The 22071-nt window shown below is 55.4% G+C and carries 19 protein-coding genes and 3 tRNA genes; 14 read left to right on the forward strand and 8 right to left on the reverse strand.

Annotated elements, in window-relative coordinates:
• Nucleotides 1–125: 125 nt before the first annotated feature.
• From grpE to hrcA, 3 genes are all read right to left on the reverse strand, one after another.
• Nucleotides 126–716: a nucleotide exchange factor GrpE gene (grpE, locus tag JYG33_RS08230; protein WP_207875469.1), complete on the reverse strand. Its 591-nt coding sequence runs from the start codon at nt 714–716 to the stop codon at nt 126–128.
• A gap of 115 nt (nt 717–831) precedes the next feature.
• A complete protein-coding gene (gene hemH, locus JYG33_RS08235; protein WP_207875470.1) occupies nt 832–1917 on the reverse strand; it encodes a ferrochelatase in 1086 nt (361 codons plus the stop codon).
• A 63-nt stretch (nt 1918–1980) separates the two neighbouring features.
• Nucleotides 1981–2994, reverse strand: a complete 1014-nt coding sequence (hrcA, locus tag JYG33_RS08240; protein ID WP_207875471.1) for a heat-inducible transcriptional repressor HrcA — start codon at nt 2992–2994, stop codon at nt 1981–1983.
• A 127-nt stretch (nt 2995–3121) separates the two neighbouring features.
• Between hrcA and JYG33_RS08245 the strand changes: the two genes are divergently transcribed.
• Both JYG33_RS08245 and recN read left to right on the forward strand, forming a co-directional pair.
• Complete coding sequence (locus JYG33_RS08245; RefSeq protein WP_207875472.1) at nt 3122–4021, forward strand: NAD kinase; 900 nt, start codon at nt 3122–3124, stop codon at nt 4019–4021.
• A 6-nt stretch (nt 4022–4027) separates the two neighbouring features.
• Nucleotides 4028–5677 (forward strand): DNA repair protein RecN, encoded by a 1650-nt coding sequence (recN, locus tag JYG33_RS08250; RefSeq protein ID WP_207875473.1) that lies wholly within the window; start codon nt 4028–4030, stop codon nt 5675–5677.
• A 178-nt stretch (nt 5678–5855) separates the two neighbouring features.
• On the opposite strand, the gene fur is transcribed toward recN, so the two are convergent.
• Entirely contained in the window at nt 5856–6311 is a 456-nt protein-coding gene (gene fur, locus JYG33_RS08255; RefSeq protein WP_207875474.1) for a ferric iron uptake transcriptional regulator, read from the reverse strand.
• 146 nt (nt 6312–6457) lie between these two features.
• On the opposite strand from fur, the gene JYG33_RS08260 reads away from it, so the two are divergent.
• The 3 genes from JYG33_RS08260 (at nt 6458) to JYG33_RS08270 (ending at nt 8800) form a co-directional block, all read left to right on the forward strand.
• Nucleotides 6458–6925, forward strand: a complete 468-nt coding sequence (locus JYG33_RS08260) for an outer membrane protein assembly factor BamE (protein ID WP_222666852.1) — start codon at nt 6458–6460, stop codon at nt 6923–6925.
• A 26-nt stretch (nt 6926–6951) separates the two neighbouring features.
• Entirely contained in the window at nt 6952–7743 is a 792-nt protein-coding gene (dapB, locus tag JYG33_RS08265) for a 4-hydroxy-tetrahydrodipicolinate reductase (protein ID WP_207875476.1), read from the forward strand.
• 241 nt (nt 7744–7984) lie between these two features.
• Entirely contained in the window at nt 7985–8800 is an 816-nt protein-coding gene (locus tag JYG33_RS08270) for a sterol desaturase family protein (RefSeq protein ID WP_207875477.1), read from the forward strand.
• Nucleotides 8801–8818: 18 nt separating this feature from the next.
• Here JYG33_RS08270 and JYG33_RS08275 read toward each other — a convergent pair whose 3' ends face one another.
• Entirely contained in the window at nt 8819–9541 is a 723-nt protein-coding gene (locus JYG33_RS08275; protein ID WP_207875478.1) for a GntR family transcriptional regulator, read from the reverse strand.
• A 136-nt stretch (nt 9542–9677) separates the two neighbouring features.
• Between JYG33_RS08275 and JYG33_RS08280 the strand changes: the two genes are divergently transcribed.
• The 3 genes from JYG33_RS08280 to JYG33_RS08290 all read left to right on the forward strand — a co-directional run bounded on the left by JYG33_RS08280 (nt 9678) and on the right by JYG33_RS08290 (nt 13169).
• Nucleotides 9678–10403, forward strand: a complete 726-nt coding sequence (locus tag JYG33_RS08280; protein ID WP_207875479.1) for an alpha/beta hydrolase — start codon at nt 9678–9680, stop codon at nt 10401–10403.
• Complete coding sequence (locus JYG33_RS08285) at nt 10400–11647, forward strand: iron-containing alcohol dehydrogenase (RefSeq protein WP_207875480.1); 1248 nt, start codon at nt 10400–10402, stop codon at nt 11645–11647. Before JYG33_RS08280 ends, JYG33_RS08285 begins: the two co-directional genes overlap by 4 nt.
• Before the next feature lie 157 nt (nt 11648–11804).
• Nucleotides 11805–13169: an MFS transporter gene (locus JYG33_RS08290; RefSeq protein WP_207875481.1), complete on the forward strand. Its 1365-nt coding sequence runs from the start codon at nt 11805–11807 to the stop codon at nt 13167–13169.
• Nucleotides 13170–13268: 99 nt separating this feature from the next.
• Here JYG33_RS08290 and JYG33_RS08295 read toward each other — a convergent pair whose 3' ends face one another.
• Nucleotides 13269–14558, reverse strand: coding sequence for a C4-dicarboxylate transporter DctA (locus tag JYG33_RS08295; protein ID WP_207875482.1), 1290 nt, complete (start codon nt 14556–14558; stop codon nt 13269–13271).
• A gap of 172 nt (nt 14559–14730) precedes the next feature.
• Here JYG33_RS08295 and JYG33_RS08300 point away from each other — a divergent pair, with 172 nt between their 5' ends.
• A complete protein-coding gene (locus JYG33_RS08300; RefSeq protein ID WP_207875483.1) occupies nt 14731–15402 on the forward strand; it encodes a GntR family transcriptional regulator in 672 nt (223 codons plus the stop codon).
• Here JYG33_RS08300 and murB read toward each other — a convergent pair.
• Nucleotides 15399–16409 carry a UDP-N-acetylmuramate dehydrogenase gene (gene murB, locus JYG33_RS08305; RefSeq protein WP_207875484.1) on the reverse strand — a complete coding sequence of 337 codons (1011 nt, stop codon included), beginning with the start codon at nt 16407–16409 and terminating at the stop codon, nt 15399–15401. The two genes, JYG33_RS08300 and murB, sit on opposite strands and share 4 nt — an antisense overlap.
• Nucleotides 16410–16757: 348 nt before the next feature.
• Between murB and JYG33_RS08310 the strand changes: the two genes are divergently transcribed.
• The 3 genes from JYG33_RS08310 (at nt 16758) to JYG33_RS08320 (ending at nt 17062) form a co-directional block, all read left to right on the forward strand.
• Nucleotides 16758–16833 (forward strand) — tRNA-Gly (locus tag JYG33_RS08310).
• A gap of 42 nt (nt 16834–16875) precedes the next feature.
• Nucleotides 16876–16949, forward strand: a tRNA-Cys gene (locus tag JYG33_RS08315).
• Nucleotides 16950–16986: 37 nt separating this feature from the next.
• Nucleotides 16987–17062: transfer RNA gene (locus tag JYG33_RS08320), tRNA-Gly, on the forward strand.
• A gap of 49 nt (nt 17063–17111) precedes the next feature.
• Here JYG33_RS08320 and JYG33_RS08325 read toward each other — a convergent pair.
• Complete coding sequence (locus JYG33_RS08325) at nt 17112–18764, reverse strand: GMC family oxidoreductase N-terminal domain-containing protein (RefSeq protein WP_207875485.1); 1653 nt, start codon at nt 18762–18764, stop codon at nt 17112–17114.
• A gap of 179 nt (nt 18765–18943) precedes the next feature.
• Between JYG33_RS08325 and feaR the strand changes: the two genes are divergently transcribed.
• The gene (feaR, locus tag JYG33_RS08330; RefSeq protein ID WP_207875486.1) at nt 18944–19867 is read left to right on the forward strand and encodes a transcriptional regulator FeaR; all 924 of its coding nucleotides are present in this window, start codon (nt 18944–18946) and stop codon (nt 19865–19867) included.
• A gap of 196 nt (nt 19868–20063) precedes the next feature.
• Nucleotides 20064–22037 carry an alpha/beta hydrolase gene (locus JYG33_RS08335; protein WP_207875487.1) on the forward strand — a complete coding sequence of 658 codons (1974 nt, stop codon included), beginning with the start codon at nt 20064–20066 and terminating at the stop codon, nt 22035–22037.
• Nucleotides 22038–22071 lie beyond the last annotated feature (34 nt).

A 22071-nucleotide genomic window follows, 5' to 3' on the forward strand; every position in this document is an offset into this window, starting at 1 on the left:
GGAATACTCCGAGCATTTCAAGAGCGACCATCATTTTTTTTAACGGTGCCAGCAACAATCCGGGGAATTACACGTAAAAGCCTGTCAATTCCGGGCGGCCTGCCAGCACAGTCTGACGGGCTCGTTTATTTAGGCGCCGACACCATGACCAAAGCGGGACGCAAAACGCGATCCGAAATGGTGTAGCCCTTTTGCAGCAATTGGGCTACCGCGCCTTCTTCAAATTCAGAAGGCACAGCCGAAATGGCTTGGTGCAGGTGCGGATCGAACTTGTCGCCCGCTTGCGGTGCCACTTCTTTCAGGTTGTTGCGCTCGAAAGCCTTGTTCAACTGGCGCAAGGTGGTTTCCACCCCTTCCTTCCAGGTTTCCGTGCTCTGCTCGGTCTGGGCCAGTGCGGCTTCCAGACTGTCACGCACGGGGATCAGGCTTTCAGCAAAGGACTCGGTGCCAAACTTGCGGGCTTTAGAGACATCATCATCCGCACGACGGCGGATGTTTTCCACTTCGGCTTTGGCGCGCAGCAACTGGTCGTAGTACTGCGACACTTTTTCCTGGGCCTGGGCCAATTCAGTAGCCAGATCAGCCGAGTTTTCTTCGGGCTGCTGGCCCAGAATCTCTGGCTGGTCTTGCCCGACAGTACCCTGTTGTGCCTGTTCAGGCGTGTTTTCCGTCACTTCCCCGTCCAGAGGCTTATTGGGATCGGCATGTGTAGCCATTCGATGTATCTCCACTACAGAATTCGTTGATCGCATGAAAATGGGGGCATCTGCCCCCAGTTCAAGACCTGCCTTTGTATTTTTGCTGGCCTGGCCCTTCAAAAACCGGCTGCGGCTATCGGGTAGGCACCAGACGGCTGGGTAACCAGCCGCCCAAATGTTGCACAGCCAGCCGCCCCAGGCCCTCAATCCATTGCGGATCGTCATTCAGGCAAGGGATGTAATGGAACTCGCGACCGCCCTCTTCCAGAAAAGCGTCACGGCACTCCACCTGAATTTCTTCCAGCGTTTCCAGACAATCGGCCAGAAAGCCAGGGCAGACAGCATCCACACGTCCCACCCCCTGCTTGCCCCATTCGCGCAAAGTGGGTTCGGTGTAGGGTTCCAGCCAGCGCTGCGCACCAAAACGACTTTGAAAGGCCATATGCACTTCGACGGCAGGCTCATCCAGCGCCGCACGCAAGGCATCCGCCGTTTCACGGCAATCGCGGTAATAGGGGTCACCCAGTTCCACGCAGCGGCGTGGCAAACCGTGAAAGCTCAATAACAAACGCTCTGGTTTGCCATGTTCATCCCAATAGCGACGAATCTGCGCCGCCAAGGGGCCGATGTAATCCGGGTGGGTGTGATAGCGCTTGATGAAACGCAGCTCGGGCTGATTGCGCTGCTTGCCCAGATGGGCCGCCACGCAATCGACCGCGGTGGCCGTGGTGCTGGCCGCATACTGAGGGTACAGCGGCAAGGTCAAAATGCGCTCACAACCAGCCGCTTTCAACTTGTCCAGGCCACTGGCAATAGACGGGTTGCCGTAACGCATGCCCAGCTCTACTTTCACGTCGTGACCTTGTCCCTGCAACAGCTCCTGCAAGCCATCTGCCTGCGCCTGGCTGTACACCAGCAAGGGCGCGCCATTTTGCAACCAGATGTCCTTGTAGCGCGGTGCCAGCTTGCTGGGACGACGCGGCAAGATGAACAGACGCAAAATAATCTGCCAGACAGGCTGAGGGATCTCGATCACTCGGGGGTCAGACAGGAATTCGCCCAGATAGCGCCGAATCGACGCTGCATCAGGCTGATCCGGCGTACCCAGATTGACCAGCAAAATGCCGACAGGCCCGGCCTCGCGTACCGGAGCCTGCTCATTGAACATATCGGCGTCCTGCGCTTCGGGCAAATAAGGAGAAGCAAACAACTTGGGCATGATGATTAGTGCGTTAGACAGCCAGATTGCCTTCAGCCCAAGAACAGACTGAAGGCCCATCGTTTAACTGGCAGAGTGATGGCTCAAGGCATTGGACAATAGCCGCGCTGTAATGTCCACGATAGGAATCACACGATCATACGCCATACGCGATGGCCCAATCACGCCCAGCGTACCCACAACCTTGCCGTCCACACCGTAAGGCGCGGTGATCACAGACACATCATCCACCGGCAAAAGCTGGGAATCCCCACCAATGTAAATTTGTACGCCATCGGCCTGACTGGAGACATCCAGCAAGTGCAGCAGATCGGTTTTTTTCTCGAATAGAGAGAACAAGCGCCGCAGGCGATCCATATCCGCCACCATTTCCGTGACATTCAGCAATTTGCTCTCGCCCGCGATGACAACCGCCTCTTCACTATCAGGCTGGTGGCTACCCACATCCACCGCTTGTTGCATCAAACGTGAAATATCCACCTGCAAAGAACTGAGCTCTTGCGACAAGGCCAGCTTGACGGACTCAAAAGACATGCCCGAGAAGTGCTGATTGAAAAAGTTGCTGGCCTCGACCAGTTCCTGTTCCAGATAATCCCGGGGCACGAACAGAATGCGGTTCTGCACATCGCCATCCGGGGTGACGATAATCAGCAACACTCGCTTGTCGGACAGGCGAATAAACTCAATCTGCCTGAAGGTCTGCGCCTTTTTTGGCGCCAGCACCACACCGGCAAACTGCGACAGATTCGACAGCAGCGAAGCGGCGGAACTGACGGCGCGGTTAGGCTCATCAAAAGGCAAATACTGGCTTAGATTGCGGGCATCGGGCCGCTCGAAACGCTCTGCCGCCAGGAGGCGATCCACAAACAGGCGGTAGCCTTTAGGCGTGGGAATGCGCCCCGCCGAGGTGTGGGGGCTATGAATCAGGCCCAGGCCTTCCAGCTCCGCCATCACATTACGTATCGTGGCCGGAGAAAAATCAAAAATGGTTGATAAGGTGCGGGACCCTACCGGCTGACCGTCGGCAATGTAGCGTTCGATCAGTACCTTCAACAAGGCATTTGCTCTGTCATCCATGTCGCGTACGTCACTTAAAAACACCAGCTCTGCATGATAAAGGGGAGAATCTTACAGCCAAGCCTAGAGTGGCAACTCTATAATCCACTGATCGCCATTATTTCATTAAACATAAGGTTTTCGCCCCATGCATTTCAAAACGGTTGCCATTGTTGGCAGATATCAGGACTCCGGCTTGGATGCGCCCATCCGATCGCTGGCTGCAACCCTGGTCAACACTGGTTGCTCGGTGCTGCTGGAGGCCGCAACCGCCCAGAATGCCGGTATTACTGAATTCCCCATTGGTGATTATGCCCAGATTGGCAAGCGCGCCGATCTGGCTATCGTAATGGGCGGGGATGGCACCATGATAGGCGCTGCCCGCGAATTAGCCCACAGCAAGGTGCCATTGATCGGGATTAACCACGGTCGCCTCGGTTTTATTACCGATGTCCCCTTGAATGACGCCAATGATGCTTTGCTAAGCGTCCTGAAAGGTGAATACGATGTTGAAGAGCGTTCCATGCTGGAAGGCCGCGTGGTGCGGGACGGGGAAGTGCTGTATTCGGGCGTAGCCCTGAACGATGTGGTCATCAACCGCGCCGGTCGCGGCGGCATGATCGAGCTGCGTGTAGAGCTTGATGGCGTGTTCATGTACCGCCAGCGCTCCGACGGCCTGATCATCTCCACTCCTACCGGCTCCACGGCGTATGCGCTGGCCGCCAGCGGCCCTTTGCTGCACCCGTCCCTGAAAGCTTTTTTGCTGGTGCCGGTGGCTCCACAAACCTTGTCACACCGCCCTATTGTGCTGCCCGACACAGGCACCCTGAATTTGACCATTACGGCCCTGGGCCGGGTGGAATCCGGTGGCAGCGTGCACTTTGACATGCAAACCTGGTCGGACTGTCAGCAGGGCGACCGCATTGATGTGCGGCGCGCCCAAAACACCATTCGCTTTATCCATCCCAAGGGCTACAGCTTTTTTTCCACCTTGCGCCAGAAGCTGGGCTGGAATCACATCCCTTTGCCTAACGACGAAAACGAATAAACCCCTATGCTGCGTACCCTGCACGTTCGAGACTTTGTCATCGTGGATCAAGCCACGATTGATTTCGACACCGGCTTCACGGTTTTTTCCGGGGAGACCGGCGCTGGCAAATCCATTTTGATTGATGCGCTCTCCCTGGTATTAGGAGCACGCGGCGACGCCAAAGCCATACGCGAAGGCTGTGCACGTACCGAGGTCAGCGCGCATTTCGACTGCGAGCAAGACATTCAGAGCTGGCTTAGCGAGCGTGATTTCGATGTTTCGGAAGAACTGATTCTGCGCCGCCTGATCGACCAGCAAGGCCGCAACCGCAGCTACATCAATGGCAGCGCCGCGACCTTGACCCAACTGCGCGAACTGGGTGAGTTGCTTGTGGATATTCACGGCCAGCACGCCCATCAAAGCCTGATGAATCCCCAAAGTCAGTACGATCTGCTGGACAGCCAAGGCGGCCATTTGCCGCTGGCCCGTCAAGTAGCCCAGTCCTGGCAGCAATTGAGTCAGGCACGCAAAGCCGTCGAACAGGCCAGTCAAAGTGCTGAGCAGGGAAAGCGCGAACAGGAACGTCTGGAATGGCAGATCAATGAGCTCTCCAGTCTGAGTTTGCGTGCGGGTGAATGGGATCAGTTGCAGCAGGAGCACACTCGCCTGTCCCACGCCCAAGCCCTGATTGATGGCAGTGCAGTAGCCCTGACGGCGCTGGATGGCGAGGAAACCTCGGTACAGCAATTGCTGGGTAAAGCCAGCCACGAAATGAGCGCCCTGCTGCGCCATGATCCCGGCCTGCAAGCCATTGTGGATGCCTTGGAGTCCGCACAGATTGCGGTCACTGAAGCGGCGTCGGATCTGAACAGTTATTTAAGCGATATGGAGCTGGACCCGGAACGTCTGGCCGAGGCTGAAGAACGGGTATCAGCCATTTTCAGCGCGGCTCGAAAGTTGAAAGTGGAGCCAGAAGAGCTGCCCAGCCTGCTGGAAGGCTGGCAGGAGCAACTGGCTCAACTACAGCAGTCTTTCGACCTGGAAGCCTTGCAAGCCAAAGCCCAGCAAGCCGAAAAGCAGTATCAGGATTTAAGCGGCAAGCTCAGCACAGCACGACGCAAAACCAGTGTGCAGCTTGGCAAGCAAGTCAGCCAGGCGATGCAGTCTATGGCAATGCAAGGCGGGCGCTTTGAAGTGGCTCTAACGGCCTGCGCCCCCCAGGTCCACGGACTTGAGCAAGTCGAGTTTCTGGTGGCGGGTCATGAAGGGGTAACGCCGCGTCCGCTGGCCAAAGTTGCATCAGGTGGTGAGCTGGCCCGAATTTCCCTGGCGCTGTCCGTCATCGCCAGCCAGGCAGCTCGTGTGCCTACCCTGATTTTTGACGAAGTGGATACGGGTGTCGGTGGCGCCGTGGCCGAAGTGGTGGGACGTTTGCTGCAAGAGCTAGGCGCACGCCATCAAGTCTTGTGTGTGACCCACCTGCCCCAGGTGGCTGCCTGCGGCAATCATCATTTGAAAGTCGAGAAAACGACCGAGCAAGGCCAGACGTTTTCCTCGATCCATCCGTTGACGCAAGACGAACGCGTGGACGAAATCGCCCGTATGTTGGGTGGTCTGGAAATTACGCAAACGACCCGCGAGCATGCGCGGGAAATGCTGGCACGCCAGCGCTAGACCTTTGCGAAGGACAAGCTAAACCACCAGCGCCTTTGGCGGCCGGTGGTTTTTTGTATCCAGTCCTGACAGCCCTGCAACGCGGATCTGATTGTTCTTTGAATTTTCAGGATGCCAATGTGGCTAAATCCTGCCCCCAACTATCAGATCCCGCACTAATAGGTCTATCAAGCCAGATTTAGCTGCGCAGAGTCGGCTTGGCCTGTTTGCCCGCTTCCGAGCATTTAGGGCAAATGCCGTACAACAGCATGGTGTGGCTCTCCAGCACAAAACCGTGGTCTTTGGCGACCTGGTGCTGGCGGGCTTCGATATTGCTGTCGGTAAACTCTTCGACTGCGCCGCAGTTGGTGCAAATCAGGTGATCGTGGTGATCGCCATCATTCAGTTCAAACACGGCTTTACCGCCGTCGAACTGGCTGCGCACCAAAATACCGGCTTGCTCGAACTGGGTCAGCACACGGTAGACCGTGGCCAAACCAATATCGACTTCCTCGGCGATCAGAAGGCGGTAAACGTCTTCAGCGCTAAGGTGGCGTTGACCGTCCTGATCGGAGCGGCGAAAAATATCCAGAATCTTCAGGCGCGGAAAAGTCGCCTTAAGCCCCATGTTCTTCAGTTCATTTTGATCGTTCATGGCTAAATTATCGCATCTTGATGGGGATGGATCTCAAGTCCGTTCTGATTAAAAACCAGCTCGTCTTGAGGCGGTTCAATGCGCAATTCATGCGCTTTTTCCTAAACCCTTATATGATAACGATTTTATTCCTACTGGGGCATTTCGTGCAGAAGAAGGCCAATTCATTCACTCCTGTCATCCGCGCCATACTCGCAGCCAGTCTGGCTGCCGCCGCTCTGAGCGCCTGCGGATCCTCTAAATGGGGCTTCCCGTACCGCGCCGACATTCAGCAGGGGAACTGGATCACTGCCGAGCAAGTGGCCCGCCTGCAATCGGGGATGACACGCGAACAAGTTCGTTATCTATTGGGTTCACCCACCTTGCAAGACATTTTCCACGCTGACCGTTGGGACTACCCCTACCTGAACCAGCCTGGCTACGGCAAGAGCGAGCAGCGCACCTTCACCGTCTGGTTTGAAGGCGACACCCTGGTTCGCTGGCAAGGCGACGAACAACCAGATCGCCAACCGTTTGAGCGCAGCGACACCGGCAAAAAACAAACCCCACCGCCTGCTGACGCCGACAATGCCGCCCCAACGCCTAGCGTTAGCGGCACCCAGCCTACGCTTTAAGCTTCACCGTTAAGGACACTGGATACATGCGCATTGCCATTGCTGGCGCAGACGGCCGTATGGGCCGGATGCTGATTGAATCTGTTTTGAACAGTACGGACCTGACCCTGACCGTTGCCCTGGACCATAGCGGTTCCAAAGCCATCGGCCAGGACGCAGGTGCTTTCCTGGGCAAAGAGAGCGGCGTCACGATCACTGATGATCTGGATGCCCTGGCCCACGCTGACTGCCTGATCGACTTCACCCGTCCGGAAGGCACTTTGGCCCATCTGGACGCGTGCCAGAAATACGGCACCCGTCTGGTCATTGGCACCACTGGCTTTTCCGAAGCAGAAAAACAGCAGATTATGGCGGCTGGCCGCGAAATCGCCATTATGTTCGCGCCGAACATGAGCGTAGGCGTGAATGCCACGCTGAAGCTGATCGAAATGGCCGCGGCCTTGCTGAACCACGGCTACGACGCCGAGGTTTTTGAAGCCCATCACCGCAACAAAGTGGATGCGCCATCGGGCACCGCCCTGGCAATGGGTGAAGCTATCGCCAAAACCTGGGGTGAGTCCCTGAACGATGTGGCCGACTGGGCTCGTCACGGCCATACCGGTGCCCGTCAAGACGGTCGCATTGGTTTTTCCGTGGTGCGCGGTGGCGACATTGTGGGCGACCATACCGTGTTTTTCTGCGGCGAAGGCGAACGCATCGAGATCTCGCATCGTTCCAGCAGCCGTGCGGGCTACACCAATGGCAGCCTGCGTGCCGCACGTTTCCTGAGCGACAAGAGCACAGGCCTGTACTCCATGCAAGATGTGCTGGGTTTGTAAAAACCTGTCTGCACCTTTGTCTGAAAAGCCGACTTTCGAGTCGGCTTTTTTTATCTGTACTCCAACTGAATCAGCTCTAAAAAATCTCTTCTACCTGGCTGCACAGAGGCTTGCCCTCCTCAAACGCCCCTCTGTCACATCTCCTCCCCCCTGTTTTCCCTGCTTGACGCAGAAAAAAATATCACTAATATGTCAGTTGGATATTTAAAGAATGAACCTTTTCCTGCAGGAGACAACTGACATGATGAGCGAACGCCAACGCAAGTTCCGAGAGGACTACAAATCCAATATCAGCCCCGCCTACAACGGTATTGTTCACGTTGTGGTGACCTACATCGTGGGCCTGGCCGCGATTTACTACAGCATCACCCAACTAGGGCCCATAGGATGGGAATGGCTGATTGTGATCCCCGTTTTTCTAGCGGGTAATTTTGTTGAATGGGCCATGCACCGCTATGTGATGCACCGACGCATCAACATCATTGGCTTGCGGGAAATCTACGAACGCCACACCCGCCAGCATCATCAGTACTTCACCGATAACGAAGCCACCATTGATTCCAGCAAGGAGTTTCGGATTGTGTTTTTCCCCTGGCGCGTCCTGGCGACCCTGGGAGTTGGTGGGGGGATTTTGGGCTGGGTGGCCGCAACGGTCATCAACCCTAATGCGGGCTATTTTGTCTTCATGACCATGGTGGCGCAGTACCTGGTGTACGAGGCCTTTCACTATTGCTGTCATGTGCATGAGAACAGCTTTGTGCGCAATATGCCCTTCATCAACACCATTCGCCGTCACCATACGGCCCATCACAATCAGGGCATCATGATGAAGTACAACATGAACCTGACCTTCCCCATTGCAGACTGGGCGATGGGCACCACGGATCTGCGCCGTGGTCTGCTGGGCCACCTGTTCAATGGCTATAGCGAAAAGCACGTCAAGGAAGAACTGAAACCGATTATTCGCCGCTTCCGTTTTGAAGATACTGGCGATACAACCGACGGCCCCGCCTTGAAGCAAGACGAAGCCCATGCTCTGGAGCGCGGGCTGGCCTGAAGAAGCCCCGTATCTTACTTACAAGCTGGAGATCAAGGTCGTGCGGGCAAGTTCTTCGATGTAATCCATCAAGAGGTCCAGGCTCTGACCGGCCTGGTCCATATCGCCCCCGGCAATGGACATCGCCAAATTGGCATGCAGTCTGCCCATTTCCGTCAAATCCGGGTTTTGCTGATAGTGGCAGAACCAGAAACGACGTGACAGGCCATGTGTCAGACGCATCGCCGCTTCCGCAAATTCATTGCGCGCGGCTTCGATTTCCAGCTCATTCAACCGCCGATCTGCCCGGATAAAACTGACTTCATCGTTCTGGGCGGCTGCTTCCAGGAAAGCATCATGCAAGCTCTTGAATTGCTCGCGTTGATCGCGTGTCGCCCGTTTGGCCGCACTGCGGCAGATCAGACGTTCGATTTCCCGACGCGTCTCAATCAGACGCAACTGTTTGGGCATATCCAGTTCTGGAATCAACAGCCCACGCTGCGGCAAGACCAGCATCAGATGCTCACGCGCCAAACGCTGGATAGCTTCTCGAATCGGGGTGCGGCCAATCTCGAACATCTGGCTCAAGGTCAATTCCGACACGATGCTGCCCGGTGGCAACTTCAGGGTAATGATGGCCTCTTCCAAACGCTCGTAAGCAATGTCCGTGAGCTTGGGCTTGGGCTCTGCCAAGGCCTTGATTTCCAGGCCCTCATCAAGAGTTTGCCCCTTTCCCGCTACCTTCCGCTTGCTTGTGACCATGCTAACCCTGCCTTTAAAACGCAGCGTTTGCTGCTGACACCGAACACCTGACGCCTGCCCAAGCCCCCATGCTACGAGGCCCGACCTAAGCAACAGCCTCATATCTTAGTTGTATTTATCTACTCCAGGAAGCCACATGAGCATTGCCCACGACTCACCACAAGGCGCCATCATCGCCATCCACGGCATACAAGGCACCCATCGCAGTTGGCTGCCTCTGGCCCAAATCAGCCCCCCTGCACTGTCCTGGCATACCCCGGATTTACGAGGTCGAGGCCAGGCGCTACGTGGCACCTGCCAAGAGGACTACGGTCTGGATGGCTTCGTACAGGACCTGCGTGTCTGCATCGAGAGCCTGCCCAAGGACCTGCCCTATGTTCTGGCCGGCTGGAGTCTGGGCGTGTCTGTTGTGCTGCAAACCTGCCTGACGCTGCTGGATGAACAAGCTCCGCTCCCACAGGCTCTGCTGTTGTTATCAGGCACAGCCAGCCTGAACAGTACCCACTGGTTCCAAGCACAAGATACCCCCACCCTGCTGCAGGAAATTGCAGAACGAGAACAGCGCCTGGGCTTGAAGGAAGCCGCTGGCCACCAGGATGTGGCCTGGACCTGGTTGGCGAATCGTCACCATGACTTGCATGCACAAGTACCCCGTATCGCTATTCCCTCTTTGATCATTCACGGCGAGCAGGATCTGGACTGCCCCATTGCACATGCCCACCAGTTGGCACAGGCCCTGCCGCAAGCCACCTTGCACAGCCTGCCTGACGCCGGTCACAGCATTCTGGGCTCGCACACAGAGCTGATCGCCTCCCTGATTGCCCCCTTCTGCTCCCTTCACACCGCAAGGACTCCCGTATGAACACGCACGTTTTCTTTTGCCCCCCTCCCCGCACCTTGATGGGGCGTGGCTGCCGTCATGATCTGCCTGCGCTGATTGCCCACTTGGGCTGGCGTCGTGGCTTATTGATTACCGACCGCTTTTTCACCATTCAAACCACCTGGGTTCAGGACCACATCGCAGCCTGTAGAGAGCTGGGTATTGAGGTCGTGGTTTTTGATGGTGGCGAGCCAGACCCTTCCACCACCTTATGCGATCAGGCCACGCTGCAAATACGCGCCCATTTGGCCGATCACCCTATTGATTACGTATTGGCTTTGGGCGGTGGCAGCAATATTGATCTGGCCAAAGCACTGTGTCTGACCGTCCCCACCGGGGAGTCCATACGCGCCTACAGCGGCACCTGGCCAGCCCACACCAAACCCTTGCCCTTGATCGCCTTGCCCACCACCTCGGGCACAGGATCTGAGGCTACACCGGGAGCCATTTTGGTCGATCCCGACAACGCCACCAAAATCGCCGTCATGGGCAATGCGCTACGCCCCGCCATTGCCGTTATCGACCCGGAACTGAGCGATAGCTGTCCGCCCCGCGTCACTGCCGATGCAGGTATTGATGCCCTGACCCATGCCATTGAATCCTTTGTGACTCAGGATGCCAGCCTGTTTGACCGCGCCGGAAGCCCGGACCCTGGCTATAGCGGCCGCTCCTCCCTGACCATGATGTTTGCCCGCGAATCCATACGCCTGTGTGGTGCCTTCATGCTGCGCGCCTATCGCGACGGTAGCGACACTGAAGCCCGTGATGGCATGGCCAGCGCCAGCTACTACGCGGCACTTTCCTACGGCACAGCAGGCCTGAACGCTGTCCACGGCATTGCCTACGCACTAGCCGGTTTGACGCACCAATCCCATGGCACGACCAATGCCGTCCTGCTGCCCTATGTGCTGGATGAGCTACGTGAAACCCGCGCCCCGGAACTGCTGGAAGTGGCCCAACTGCTAGGCATGCCACCCGCCAATCCCCATGACACCTTGATGGCCCTGCCTGCCTATGTGCGCTCCTTGGTCGAAAAACTGGATATTCCTTCCGACCTGAGCCAATGCGGCGTACAGGCCCATCAACTGGAGCGTTTGCAAACAGACGCCCTGCAAGTCACTCGCCTTGCCAAAGCCTTTCCGGTGGCTGACTGCACCAGCGCCTACCAACGCATTATTCAAAGCGCTTTTGAAGGCAGTCTGGCCGGAGCCGTCACCAACAGTTAATTAGCCAACTAAGTACATACCATTATTTAACCCTAAAATAAATACCACTAGTATCCATGTAATATATCAGTAAAAGAAAAAAGGCCTGCCTTGGCCTGACGGCAGGTCACCTACACCTAAAAAACCCGCCACAAGAGCGGACCGACAGGAGACACCTATGACAGCCCAGCTATCCCCCAATGTGGCAAATCGCCTTGAGCGATTACCCATGACACGCTATCAACGCATGCTGTTCGGTATTATCGCGACCGCCTGGTTCTTTGATTCTATGGACCTGGGCATCATGACCTTTGTATTAGGCTCCATCAAAGCAGAAATGGGCTTGAGCACCGCGCAAGCGGGCATGCTGGCCAGCTCCAGTTTTCTAGGCATGTTTCTGGGCGCGGCCATTGCAGGGATGCTGGCAGATAAATATGGCCGCAAACCCGTCTTCCAATGGAGCATGATTTTCTGGGGTGTGGGAAGTCTGGCCTGTGGACTGTCTCAAAACATTGAGCAGCTAATGGCGTTTCGAGTCTTGCTGGGCTTTGGCATGGGGATGGAGTTTCCCATCGGCCTGGCAATGGTTTCCGAAATTGTCCCTGCCAAAAGCCGTGGTCGCTATATTGCGATCCTGGAAGGTTTCTGGCCCCTGGGCTTTATCAGTGCCGGTATTCTGACGTTTTTAAGTCTGGACTATATAGGCTGGCGCGGCATTTTCATTGCGCTGTCCATCCCTGCCCTGTTCGTCTTTGTTATCCGCCGCTGGGTGCCCGAATCGCCTCGTTGGCTGGAAGAAGCAGGCCATAACGACCGTGCCGAGCAAGTCACCAGCGCCTTTGAACACAAGGTTATTCAAGCCAACGGAGGCCAAGCCCTGCCCGCTCCCCTGCCCGCCACACCGAGCGAAAAACTGAACCGGGGCGCCTTGTTCTCCCAGCTCTGGCAAGGTCAGTACGCACGCCGCACACTGATGCTCTGGATGCTGTGGTTCTTCTCTTTGCTGGGCTATTACGGTCTGACGACCTGGCTGGGTGCCCTGTTGCAACAAGCCGGTTATGAAGTCACCAAGTCCGTCACCTACACCATCTACATTTCCTTGGCGGGTATTCCCGGTTTCATCTTCTCGGCCTGGCTACTGGAAAAATGGGGTCGCAAAGCCACCATGGTCTTGATGCTGTTCGGCAGCGCAGGCTGTGCCTTTATCTATGGCCACGTCGCCACCAGCCAGGCCCCCGTTGCTCAGTTGATTGGTGCCGGTTTGTGCATGCAGTTCTTCATGTTTGGCATGTGGTCCGTCTTGTATGCCTACACCCCGGAGCTGTATCCCACACGTACTCGCAGCACTGGAGCCGGGTTTGCCTCCTCAATAGGTCGGCTGGGTTCCTTGTTCGGGCCTTTGCTGGTGGGCTTTATCTTGCCGTGGACCGGCCATGCTGGCGTCTTCACGCTAGGTGCTATTTCCTTCTCTATTGCCGCCCTGGTGGTGATTGCCTTGGGTGTAGAAACCAAGGGGCGATCGCTGGAGGAAGTATCGGCTTAAGACACTGATTCAATTGATAATTAGTTAACTTAAAGCTCAATAAAAAAACCCGTACCAGCCTATTTAGCTGCTACGGGTTTTACTTATAAATGGCTATGCCTAGTTGCCATTGCTGTCCTGACTCAGGTCAACCTGAATACGCCCATCCAAAACCGCATGAGCCCGCTCTCGATCCACATCACCTTCCCAGGTCCCCACCACCACGGTTCCTACGCAGTTACCAATCAAGTTGGTCAAGGCACGAGCCATCCCCATGAACCAGTCAACCGACAAAACCAGAACCAAGCCAATAGCTGGAATAGCGGGAACCGCACTCAACGTTGCTGCCAGAATCACAATGGCAGAACCCGGCACGCCGTGTGCCCCTTTGGAGGTCAGCATGGAGATGGCCAAAATGGTCATCAAATCGATAAAGGACAAGGGTGTATTGGTGGCCTGTGCAATAAACACAGCGGCCAAAGTCAGGTAAATCGAAAAGCCATCCAAGTTAAAGGAATAACCCGTCGGCACCACCAGGCCCACCGTGGACTGTTTGATACCCATGCGCTCCAGCTTGCGCATCACTTGGGGCAAGACCGCATCGGACGACGCCGTCCCCAACACCACCAGCAGTTCCTCTCGCAAATACCTCAACAGTTTGACGATGCTAAAACCAGTCATGCGCAAGATCAGACCCAACACGCCCAGCACAAAAATGGCGCAGGTCACATAAAACAGCACAACCAGCAAGCCCAACTTGCCCAGGGTGCCAAGTCCGTACTCGCCTACCGTAAAGGCCACCGCCCCCAGCACGCCCAAGGGTGCCAAACGGACAATAAAACCAATAATCTTGAAAAACACATGAGACAGTGTCTCCACCGCCGATGCCACCGGACGACCACGCTCACCCATCAGAGCCACGGCCAAACCGAACAAAATCGCAATCAGCAACACTTGCAGAATATCGCCCGAAGCGAAAGCATCCACAAAAGTGGTCGGAATAATCTTCATCAAGAAGCCGACAGTATCCGTACTTTGCGCAACCCGCGAGGTATACGCGGCCATGGCGCTGGCATCCAGCGTGCTGGGATCCACATTCATCCCATGACCAGGAGTAAAGAAATAGCCCAGCAAAATCCCCAAAGCCAAGGCAAAAGTAGTGACCACCTCGAAGTAAATCAGGGCCTTCACCCCGACACGCCCCACTTTCTTCAAATCACTGCTGCCACAAATTCCGTGTACCACGACACAAAACACCAAGGGCGCCACGATCATCTTGATCAGCTTGATAAAACCATCACCAAAGGGTTTGAGCGAGGCGGCAAAGTCCGGCCAGATCACCCCCACCAAGACTCCAAGTATCAAGGCAACAATGACCTGCCCAAACAAGGTTCTGTATAAAAAACGCATCTTTGTCTCCAGTGATTGTGTAAGAACTGCCGTTTTTCTACGGCCAATCCGTCAAACTAAAATTTCATCTGACATGTCAGCATATATTCAATATGAAATACCGAATATAATTAAAATCGAATATGAAGAAGCAGTCGTAAAAACCCCTACAAGTACAAATCGGAGACGCTAAATGAGTATTCCCTCCTCCTCTGACGACTCGTTGCTGGCCACCCAGGCGTTCCAGGCATTTCGTCATTTACTAGCTACAGGGCGAGTACGTGCGGGGCAGATGGTGTCGATGGCCGAGCTGATGAAACTAAGCGACTTCCCGCTGGCTCCAGTGCGTGAAGCCGTCAAGCGCGCAGCGGCTGCCGGGCTGGTGTCTATCCTGCCCAAGCGGGGTGTTCTGGTTCTGGAGGCAACCACGGAAGCGCTACGGGAATGCTTCCAGTTGCGCTGTGTTTTCGATCAGGAGGGGGCCAGAATACTGGCGAGCTGTGCCAAGCAGCCCGCACTGGAGAGCTTGCGGGACAAACACGAGAAGATTCTGGAGCAGGCACAAAGCGGCCTTGTCACCACCGCCTTGCAGATTCAGGCCATGGAAGTGGACTGGGCCTTGCACCGCTATCTGGCTCAAGCGCTGCAGAACCGCTCGGCCATGACCATTTACGAAGAAAACTGTGATCGCATCAATGTGCTGCAGCACTCGCGCCGCCCATTACCCGAGCGCATTGTGCCCGCCATGAAGGAGCACTTGCAGATCCTGGATACGCTTCAGGCAGGACATCCCGAAGCAGCCATGGAAGCGGTGCGCCACCATCTGGCACAAACACTGCGATGGTGGGGCGCGGTTGACGCTTAATTCACAATAACGGGCTCTTGTTCCAGCTCCACTCCGAAGCGCTCCCGAACAGAGCCCCGAATCGCCTGGGCCAGGCGTTCAATATCATGCGCGGTCCCGCCGCCATGGTTCACCAGCACTAAGGCCTGACGATCATGTACACCCACCGCACCATTACGCTGGCCTTTCCAGCCACACTGGTCAATCAACCAGCCCGCCGCTAATTTGCATTGGCCTTGCCCCAAGTCGTAAGACACCAAGTTCGGCCATTGCTGTTTAAGCGTATCGCGCTGCTCTACAGGCACAACCGGGTTCTTGAAGAAGCTACCTGCATTCCCCAGGACACGAGGGTCTGGCAATTTTTGACGACGAATTTCGCAAACCGCATCAAAAATGATTTGAGGGTCTGGCTCGCCCGCCAAATGTGCTTGTTTATTCAGATCGGGATATTCCAGCACTGGCGTCCACTGACGCGGCAAGGCAAAACGCACTGCCAGAATCAACCAGCTACCTGCCGGATCGTGCTTGAAGCGGCTGTCTCTATATGCAAAGCCGCACTCCGCAGCAGACAGCTCGATCTCCTTACCGTCTTTAAAGCTCCAGGCCAGCACGCTATGCACGCGCTGCTCCAGCTCCAGGCCGTAAGCACCAATATTTTGTACAGGCGCAGCCCCGACCGTACCGGGAATCAAGGCCAGATTTTCCAAACCGGGCCAGCCCTGATTCAAGCAATGCTGTACAAAATCATGCCAGCACTCCCCAGCCTGCGCTTCCACGATATAGGCAGCCTCATTTTCAGCCAGTAAACGAATACCTTTGCTTTCAACTTTCAGTACCAGGGCATCGACTTGCTCGGCCAGCACCACATTACTGCCACCACCCAGCACGAAAATGCGCTCCCCCTGATCAGTCAGCGCTTGCAGCCCAGGCAACTGGGTAACATTGTCATACACCAGCAGGTCACGCGCGCAACTGCGTAGACCCAAGGTATTAAAAGAGCTCAAATCCACATTACGCTGCCTGTCCACGGCCCTGTCCCACGATCAAAGAAAGCAATAAGCATAGCTCGGACAGACAATTTTCCGGGGAAAATTACAGAATCTATTGACAAGCTTACTTCCAGCAGTCTATAGTTACGTTCTTGCTTAGGGCAGCGTCAGTTTCGCAGCAAAAAAGCAGTTTGAAGGTAGTCTGGTTTGTTAAGCGGTACAGGTAAAAAGCTGGTAGGAAACTTCAGCAAAACACCAAAAACACTTGACAAACAAATACAGCCACTCTAAACTAGCTTTCTTTACTTAATCAGCACCAAAGATTAAGTGAATTGCTAAAAAACGGATTAAAAACTGCTTTTAGCAAACCGTCTGCACAGCAGATATGCGGGAGTAGCTCAGTTGGTAGAGCGCAACCTTGCCAAGGTTGAGGTCGCGAGTTCGAGACTCGTCTCCCGCTCCAGATTCCTAAGGGAAGCCTAGGCTTCCCTTTTTAATCGACCACGGCGCAATGGCAGAGTGGTTATGCAGCGGATTGCAAATCCGTCTAGGTCGGTTCGATTCCGGCTTGCGCCTCCAGTAATTCTGGTCACAAGTCGGTAGTGTAGTAAAAAATGCGGGAGTAGCTCAGTTGGTAGAGCGCAACCTTGCCAAGGTTGAGGTCGCGAGTTCGAGACTCGTCTCCCGCTCCAAATTCAAAAAGCCCAAACTTCGGTTTGGGCTTTTTCTTGTCTGCTGCATTCAGCCTTGTTTCAACCAGGACGCAGGTTCACGAACAGGCTCCGGTTTGGACGCTGCCAAAGGCCGCCCCAATATCTGTGCCGCCCCACGTTCCCCGATCATGATAGCCGTCGCATTGGTATTGCCACTCGTCACCATAGGGCAGACCGACAAATCCACCACGCGCAGATTGGGTACACCATGCACGCGCAAATCCAGATCCGTCACCGAGCTGACGCTATCCTGCCCCAATCGGCACGTACCCGTCGGGTGATAAACCGTCTTGATGTTTTGCCGTACAAATGCTTCCAACGCCTTGGTATCCCGCCAATCCATGTCTTCAGGCGCGGTCACCTTCTTGATCAAGGCTTTGAGCGATGGTTGCTCCATTAACCTGAGCCCAATCTGCACGGCCCGAATCTGCCCGTCCAGATCAGCTTGTGTCCCTAAATAGTTGGGATCAATCAGGGGCTGATCTTGCGGATCCTTGCTGCGCAAGCGCAGTTGCCCTCTTGCTTCGGGTCGAACATGCCCTGTCTTGACGGTCAAACCGTGCTCCTGCGCCGGTGGTTTTTCTCCTGGCGTATTGTCAAAGTTATCCAGCACGGGCAGGAACATCAGTTGAATATCCGGCCGCCCTACGCCCAGGCTGTCGATGAAAGCCCCGCCTTCCAGGACATTCGTGGTCAGCAAACCGCTACGGAACGCCGCCCATTGAAACATGTGGCGGATGGCGCGCAGGCCTTTGTCCTCGCCAAGCAGGCTATTGCTGGCGTGCGTGGTCGCATTCAAGGACAGATGCAGATGATCGTGCAGATTCTTGCCAACGGGCAAATCCAGCAAGGTGTCGATGCCCAATTCACTTAAATGCTCTTTGGGGCCTACGCCAGACTGCATCAGGATCTTGGGACTGCCAAAGGAACCTGCACTCAGAATGACCTCATTGCGCACCCAGGCCGCTTGCACATTTCCCTGCTTTTCGCTGAATTCCACCCCAACCGCGCGGCCTTCGCTAAACAGTACTTTGTGTGTCAGGGCGCCTGTAATCACAGTCAACTTGTCATTGCCCCGCACGCGCTCCAAATACGCTTTGGAAGTGCTGCAACGCTCTCCGGAACGGGTAGTTGTCTGGTAGTAACCTATCCCTTGCTGGGATGCTCCATTGAAATCATTCACATACGCAAGCCCCATCTCCTGGCCTGCGCGCACAAAAGCTTGTGTCATGGGATGACGGAAACGGTTCTCGCTGACACCCAGATAACCGCCTGCCCGATGATACTCACCGCTTAAACTTTCGTTGTCCTCGGCGAACTTGAAGTACGGCAGCACGTCCCGTGCGCCCCACCCTGGCATAGCCCATTCATCAAAATCCTCTTGCTGGCCACGGATGTAAATCATGCCGTTCACCGAGCTGCCCCCGCCCAACACCTTGCCTTGTGCAATGATCATCTCGCGGCCATTGCAGCGAGGCTGAGGAACCGTCATATAAGGCCAGGACTTTTGCTGAAACACCTTTACAACCGTTGCCGGGATACGGTGAAAAATGCTGCTATCCGGCCCTCCCGCCTCAAGCAACAACACAGTGCCCGCGTTCTGTTCTATCAGGCGCGTTGCCACCACGCAGCCCGCCGAACCGCCCCCTACCACGATATAGTCGTACTCTTGTCTGGACATGTTGAAGCCTCAATGAAAATATTTCCTGAGAATTCTAGAGGCCCATAAAACCAGTCGATTGACTCTCCAAGACACCAGATTGACTCTGACTGCCAAACTAAGTGAAAACGATAGGAGCAAGCCACCCGCTGATCGGTAGAATATTTCAGGAGAAATGCACTCTCCCGAGACGATCAACCATGACTACTCAAAACCAGTATGCTTTCGAGCACTGGAACGACTTGGTCCAGGCCGTATGCAGCCGATTGGTGACGCGCCGCCCCAACAAGGAAAAACCCTTTTTCGGGAATTTCCAGGTACATGACTTCGGCGGTCTGGACATCGCTGACATTCGCACCAACGCCGATCTTGTCCGCTGCGAGCACGGCAGCCTGACTCGCGGCGATGATCGTTTTTATTTTCTGGTCATGCAACGTCAAGGCACCATGGCCATCCGCACTGATCGCGAGCAGTTCATCCTGCGCCCCGGCGACATGGCCTTGCTGGATTCCGCCCAGCCGTACGAGATGCGATCACTGGACATCATTAACCAGCTATCGGTCCATCTGGACCGCCAGGCCTTTGATCAACACGTCCCTTTTTATGCGAACCGTTTCGGCAAGCTGCAGCACAAGGACTTTCATGGACAACTGCTGCAATCTTTGCTGCGCCAGTTAAATGTCATGACACCGCAGGCCTACGCTCCACTTGCCCCGCAGCATGGTACGTCACTGCAAAATACCCTGATTACGCTTCTGGCCCCCTTGCTAAAGAACGGCCCGCCCTTGGAAAAGCATGATTTGCGCGGCCTGGCTGAGCGCATGATCGAACAGACCCTGCATGAACCCCTCAGCCCCCAGGAACTCGCCAAGCGCTTGAAGATTTCTGTTCGGCAACTGCATCGCCAATTCGAGCAAGGCCAGGAAACTGTGCAGCGCTACACATTGCGACGACGCCTGGAGCGCTGCGCCGAAGAACTGAGCGCTCCCGACAAATGGGATGTACCGGCAGCACATATTGCCTGCCAGTGGGGCTTTAGCGACTCTGCTTATTTTTCACGCGCCTTTAAAAAACACTTCGGATTGCCACCGGCAGCCTATCGCAGCCGCAGCAAAGAAGGCTAAGCCCTCGCACACTGCCTGGGCTCGCCTGCTGCCAGCCGTCAGGCCTATCGGTTAATATCGCATTTCGCACGCAGCGAATACGGCTCTAATGAGCTGAACAGTCGATCTTGAGCAGCCATAAAAGTGCCTGAATCCGTAACACGGCGATAAGCACGCCCCTCCAAAAAACATATCAACAAATACACTCCAGAAAGTGATGGCCTTGATTAATCCTTTACGGACCACGCTGCTTGAGCTGGCAACGAGAAAAGCCGTCGCGGCAAGCCTGATACGGTCTGTATCTGATACGTACCGGCGCGGGCCCTGCAAGACAGGCATCATTGCTTTTCTGCTCGTCCTGCTTAGCGGCTGCGCAGGCGTCAAAATCGCTACCGTCAGCACCGAGGATTACATTGCCCAGCGCCGTGGCGATATCCTCACCACCAACAAGCTCAGCGCTTCCGCACGCGATACCCTGACCAGCCTGGCGATCGCCCCCGAGCAATGCGCGAAAGACATTCCTCATTGCACATCCAGGCTGACCGAGCTCTGGAACCTGGACACCGAGCAACGCATGGCGGCACTGGCCGAGGTCTGGACGCAAGAGGCCTTGCGCTTGCAAGGACGGCGCAATGCACGGCCTGACTTTTCGGTCGAATTGTTCGATGCGTATCTGCAAAGCGCTCGCTATGCCTACGCCTATCTGTTTTTCACCGATCGCAGGCCCGGGGATCGTGCCTTTGAAGATCGTCAGACCCAAGTGCGGGACTACTACAACTACGCGGTACAGCAAGCGACCATGCTGCTGTTTGCCAAGTATCACGACACCAGCTACGCCTTTCAGAAAACCATTAAGATCGGCCAGTGGAGTATTCGGGGGGACTTATCCCAGGTTCGCAATGCCACTGCCCCACAACCCCATGAGCTGATTCCAGCCTCGCAACTGACATTCCGTGGGGTGCGCAGCATTTATCGCCGTGACGGCTTCGGAGCCGAGATAGTGGTGGTGAACGACTCCCAGGACATCAGCCCCGCCACGTTCCAGAGCACGTATAGCGAGCCGCCTTTCCAGGCAGTGACGGGGATTATTACCTTCCCAGGCGAAACGCTGTCCCAGGTTCTGCAAACCCGCGACGCAACAATTATTGGCTACGACCCTTACCAGCAAACCAGCGTTCAATTAAAAGACGTGCAAGTACCACTGGCGGCCAACTACACCTCTGCCTACGGACTATGGCTAGCGCGCTCTGACTTCTCGACGCAGGCTTTACGCACCGTACTGGGGCGGGATGGTGGCATTGAAGCGCCACATGTCTTTCTGCTGCAACCCTATGACCCGAACCGTCGCGTCATCATCATGTTGCATGGTTTGGCCAGCAGTCCTGAAGCCTGGATTAATGTCGCCAATGAAGTGCTGGGTGATGAAGAACTACGGGATCGCTATCAGATCTGGCAGGTCTACTATCCGACCAACCTGCCCCTGCCCTACAACAATGCCGAGATTCGGAAAGCACTGACGGAAACCTTCCGGCACTTCGATCCCAGCAGAAAGGCGATTGCCTCGAACAATATTGTGGTGATCGGTCATAGCATGGGCGGGGTGCTGGGACGTCTACTGGTGTCCTCGTCCGACAATCTGCTGGAAGACGCAGCCCGAGACCGCTATCAAATGGATGATGTCAGCATCGCCAAAATGAATCAGGAATTTGGCAATGTGGTGCACTTCTCTCCCCTGCCCGGCATAACGACGGCAATCTTTATTGCGGCCCCTCACAAGGGCACACCGTTTGCGGGAAATCGTATCTCACGCTTGGCAGCAGCGCTGATTACCTTGCCGGTTACGGTGGTGACTCAGCTCAATAAACTTAGCCAGGTGGCCGTGGGCAATACGCCTGCCAAAGAGGAAATGCTGATTCTGCCCAATGGGGTAGAAAGCCTGCGCGACAGCGATCCCTTCATGCAGATCACCTCCAAAATGGCGATCTCTACGCAAGTGCGTTATCACAGCATTATTGCCAACGACACGCCCAAAAAAGACTTGCTGTATTCGGATGACGGGCTGGTGCCCTATCAAAGCTCCCACCTGCCCGGGGCAACGTCGGAACTGGTGATCCCCTTCTCCCATAGCGTGCAGGAGACACCCGAGGCAATTCTGGAAATCAGGCGGATTTTGCGGGAGCAATTACAGTAGCAGTAGCTGTAACTGTGGATGTTGCTAATGCAGG

This window comes from Alcaligenes sp. SORT26 (genome assembly GCF_017377875.1).
Taxonomy (GTDB): domain Bacteria; phylum Pseudomonadota; class Gammaproteobacteria; order Burkholderiales; family Burkholderiaceae_B; genus Alcaligenes; species Alcaligenes parafaecalis.

Excerpts from the sequence above, each read along its gene's own strand:
- grpE (WP_207875469.1), bottom strand. The coding sequence starts at position 716 with ATGGCTACACATGCCGATCCCAATAAGCCTCTGGACGGGGAAGTGACG.
- hemH (WP_207875470.1), bottom strand. The coding sequence starts at position 1,917 with ATGCCCAAGTTGTTTGCTTCTCCTTATTTGCCCGAAGCGCAGGACGCC.
- hrcA (WP_207875471.1), bottom strand. The coding sequence starts at position 2,994 with ATGGATGACAGAGCAAATGCCTTGTTGAAGGTACTGATCGAACGCTAC.
- JYG33_RS08245 (WP_207875472.1), top strand. The coding sequence starts at position 3,122 with ATGCATTTCAAAACGGTTGCCATTGTTGGCAGATATCAGGACTCCGGC.
- recN (WP_207875473.1), top strand. The coding sequence starts at position 4,028 with ATGCTGCGTACCCTGCACGTTCGAGACTTTGTCATCGTGGATCAAGCC.
- fur (WP_207875474.1), bottom strand. The coding sequence starts at position 6,311 with ATGAACGATCAAAATGAACTGAAGAACATGGGGCTTAAGGCGACTTTT.
- dapB (WP_207875476.1), top strand. The coding sequence starts at position 6,952 with ATGCGCATTGCCATTGCTGGCGCAGACGGCCGTATGGGCCGGATGCTG.
- JYG33_RS08270 (WP_207875477.1), top strand. The coding sequence starts at position 7,985 with ATGATGAGCGAACGCCAACGCAAGTTCCGAGAGGACTACAAATCCAAT.
- JYG33_RS08275 (WP_207875478.1), bottom strand. The coding sequence starts at position 9,541 with ATGGTCACAAGCAAGCGGAAGGTAGCGGGAAAGGGGCAAACTCTTGAT.
- JYG33_RS08280 (WP_207875479.1), top strand. The coding sequence starts at position 9,678 with ATGAGCATTGCCCACGACTCACCACAAGGCGCCATCATCGCCATCCAC.
- JYG33_RS08285 (WP_207875480.1), top strand. The coding sequence starts at position 10,400 with ATGAACACGCACGTTTTCTTTTGCCCCCCTCCCCGCACCTTGATGGGG.
- JYG33_RS08290 (WP_207875481.1), top strand. The coding sequence starts at position 11,805 with ATGACAGCCCAGCTATCCCCCAATGTGGCAAATCGCCTTGAGCGATTA.
- JYG33_RS08295 (WP_207875482.1), bottom strand. The coding sequence starts at position 14,558 with ATGCGTTTTTTATACAGAACCTTGTTTGGGCAGGTCATTGTTGCCTTG.
- JYG33_RS08300 (WP_207875483.1), top strand. The coding sequence starts at position 14,731 with ATGAGTATTCCCTCCTCCTCTGACGACTCGTTGCTGGCCACCCAGGCG.
- JYG33_RS08325 (WP_207875485.1), bottom strand. The coding sequence starts at position 18,764 with ATGTCCAGACAAGAGTACGACTATATCGTGGTAGGGGGCGGTTCGGCG.
- feaR (WP_207875486.1), top strand. The coding sequence starts at position 18,944 with ATGACTACTCAAAACCAGTATGCTTTCGAGCACTGGAACGACTTGGTC.
- JYG33_RS08335 (WP_207875487.1), top strand. The coding sequence starts at position 20,064 with ATGGCCTTGATTAATCCTTTACGGACCACGCTGCTTGAGCTGGCAACG.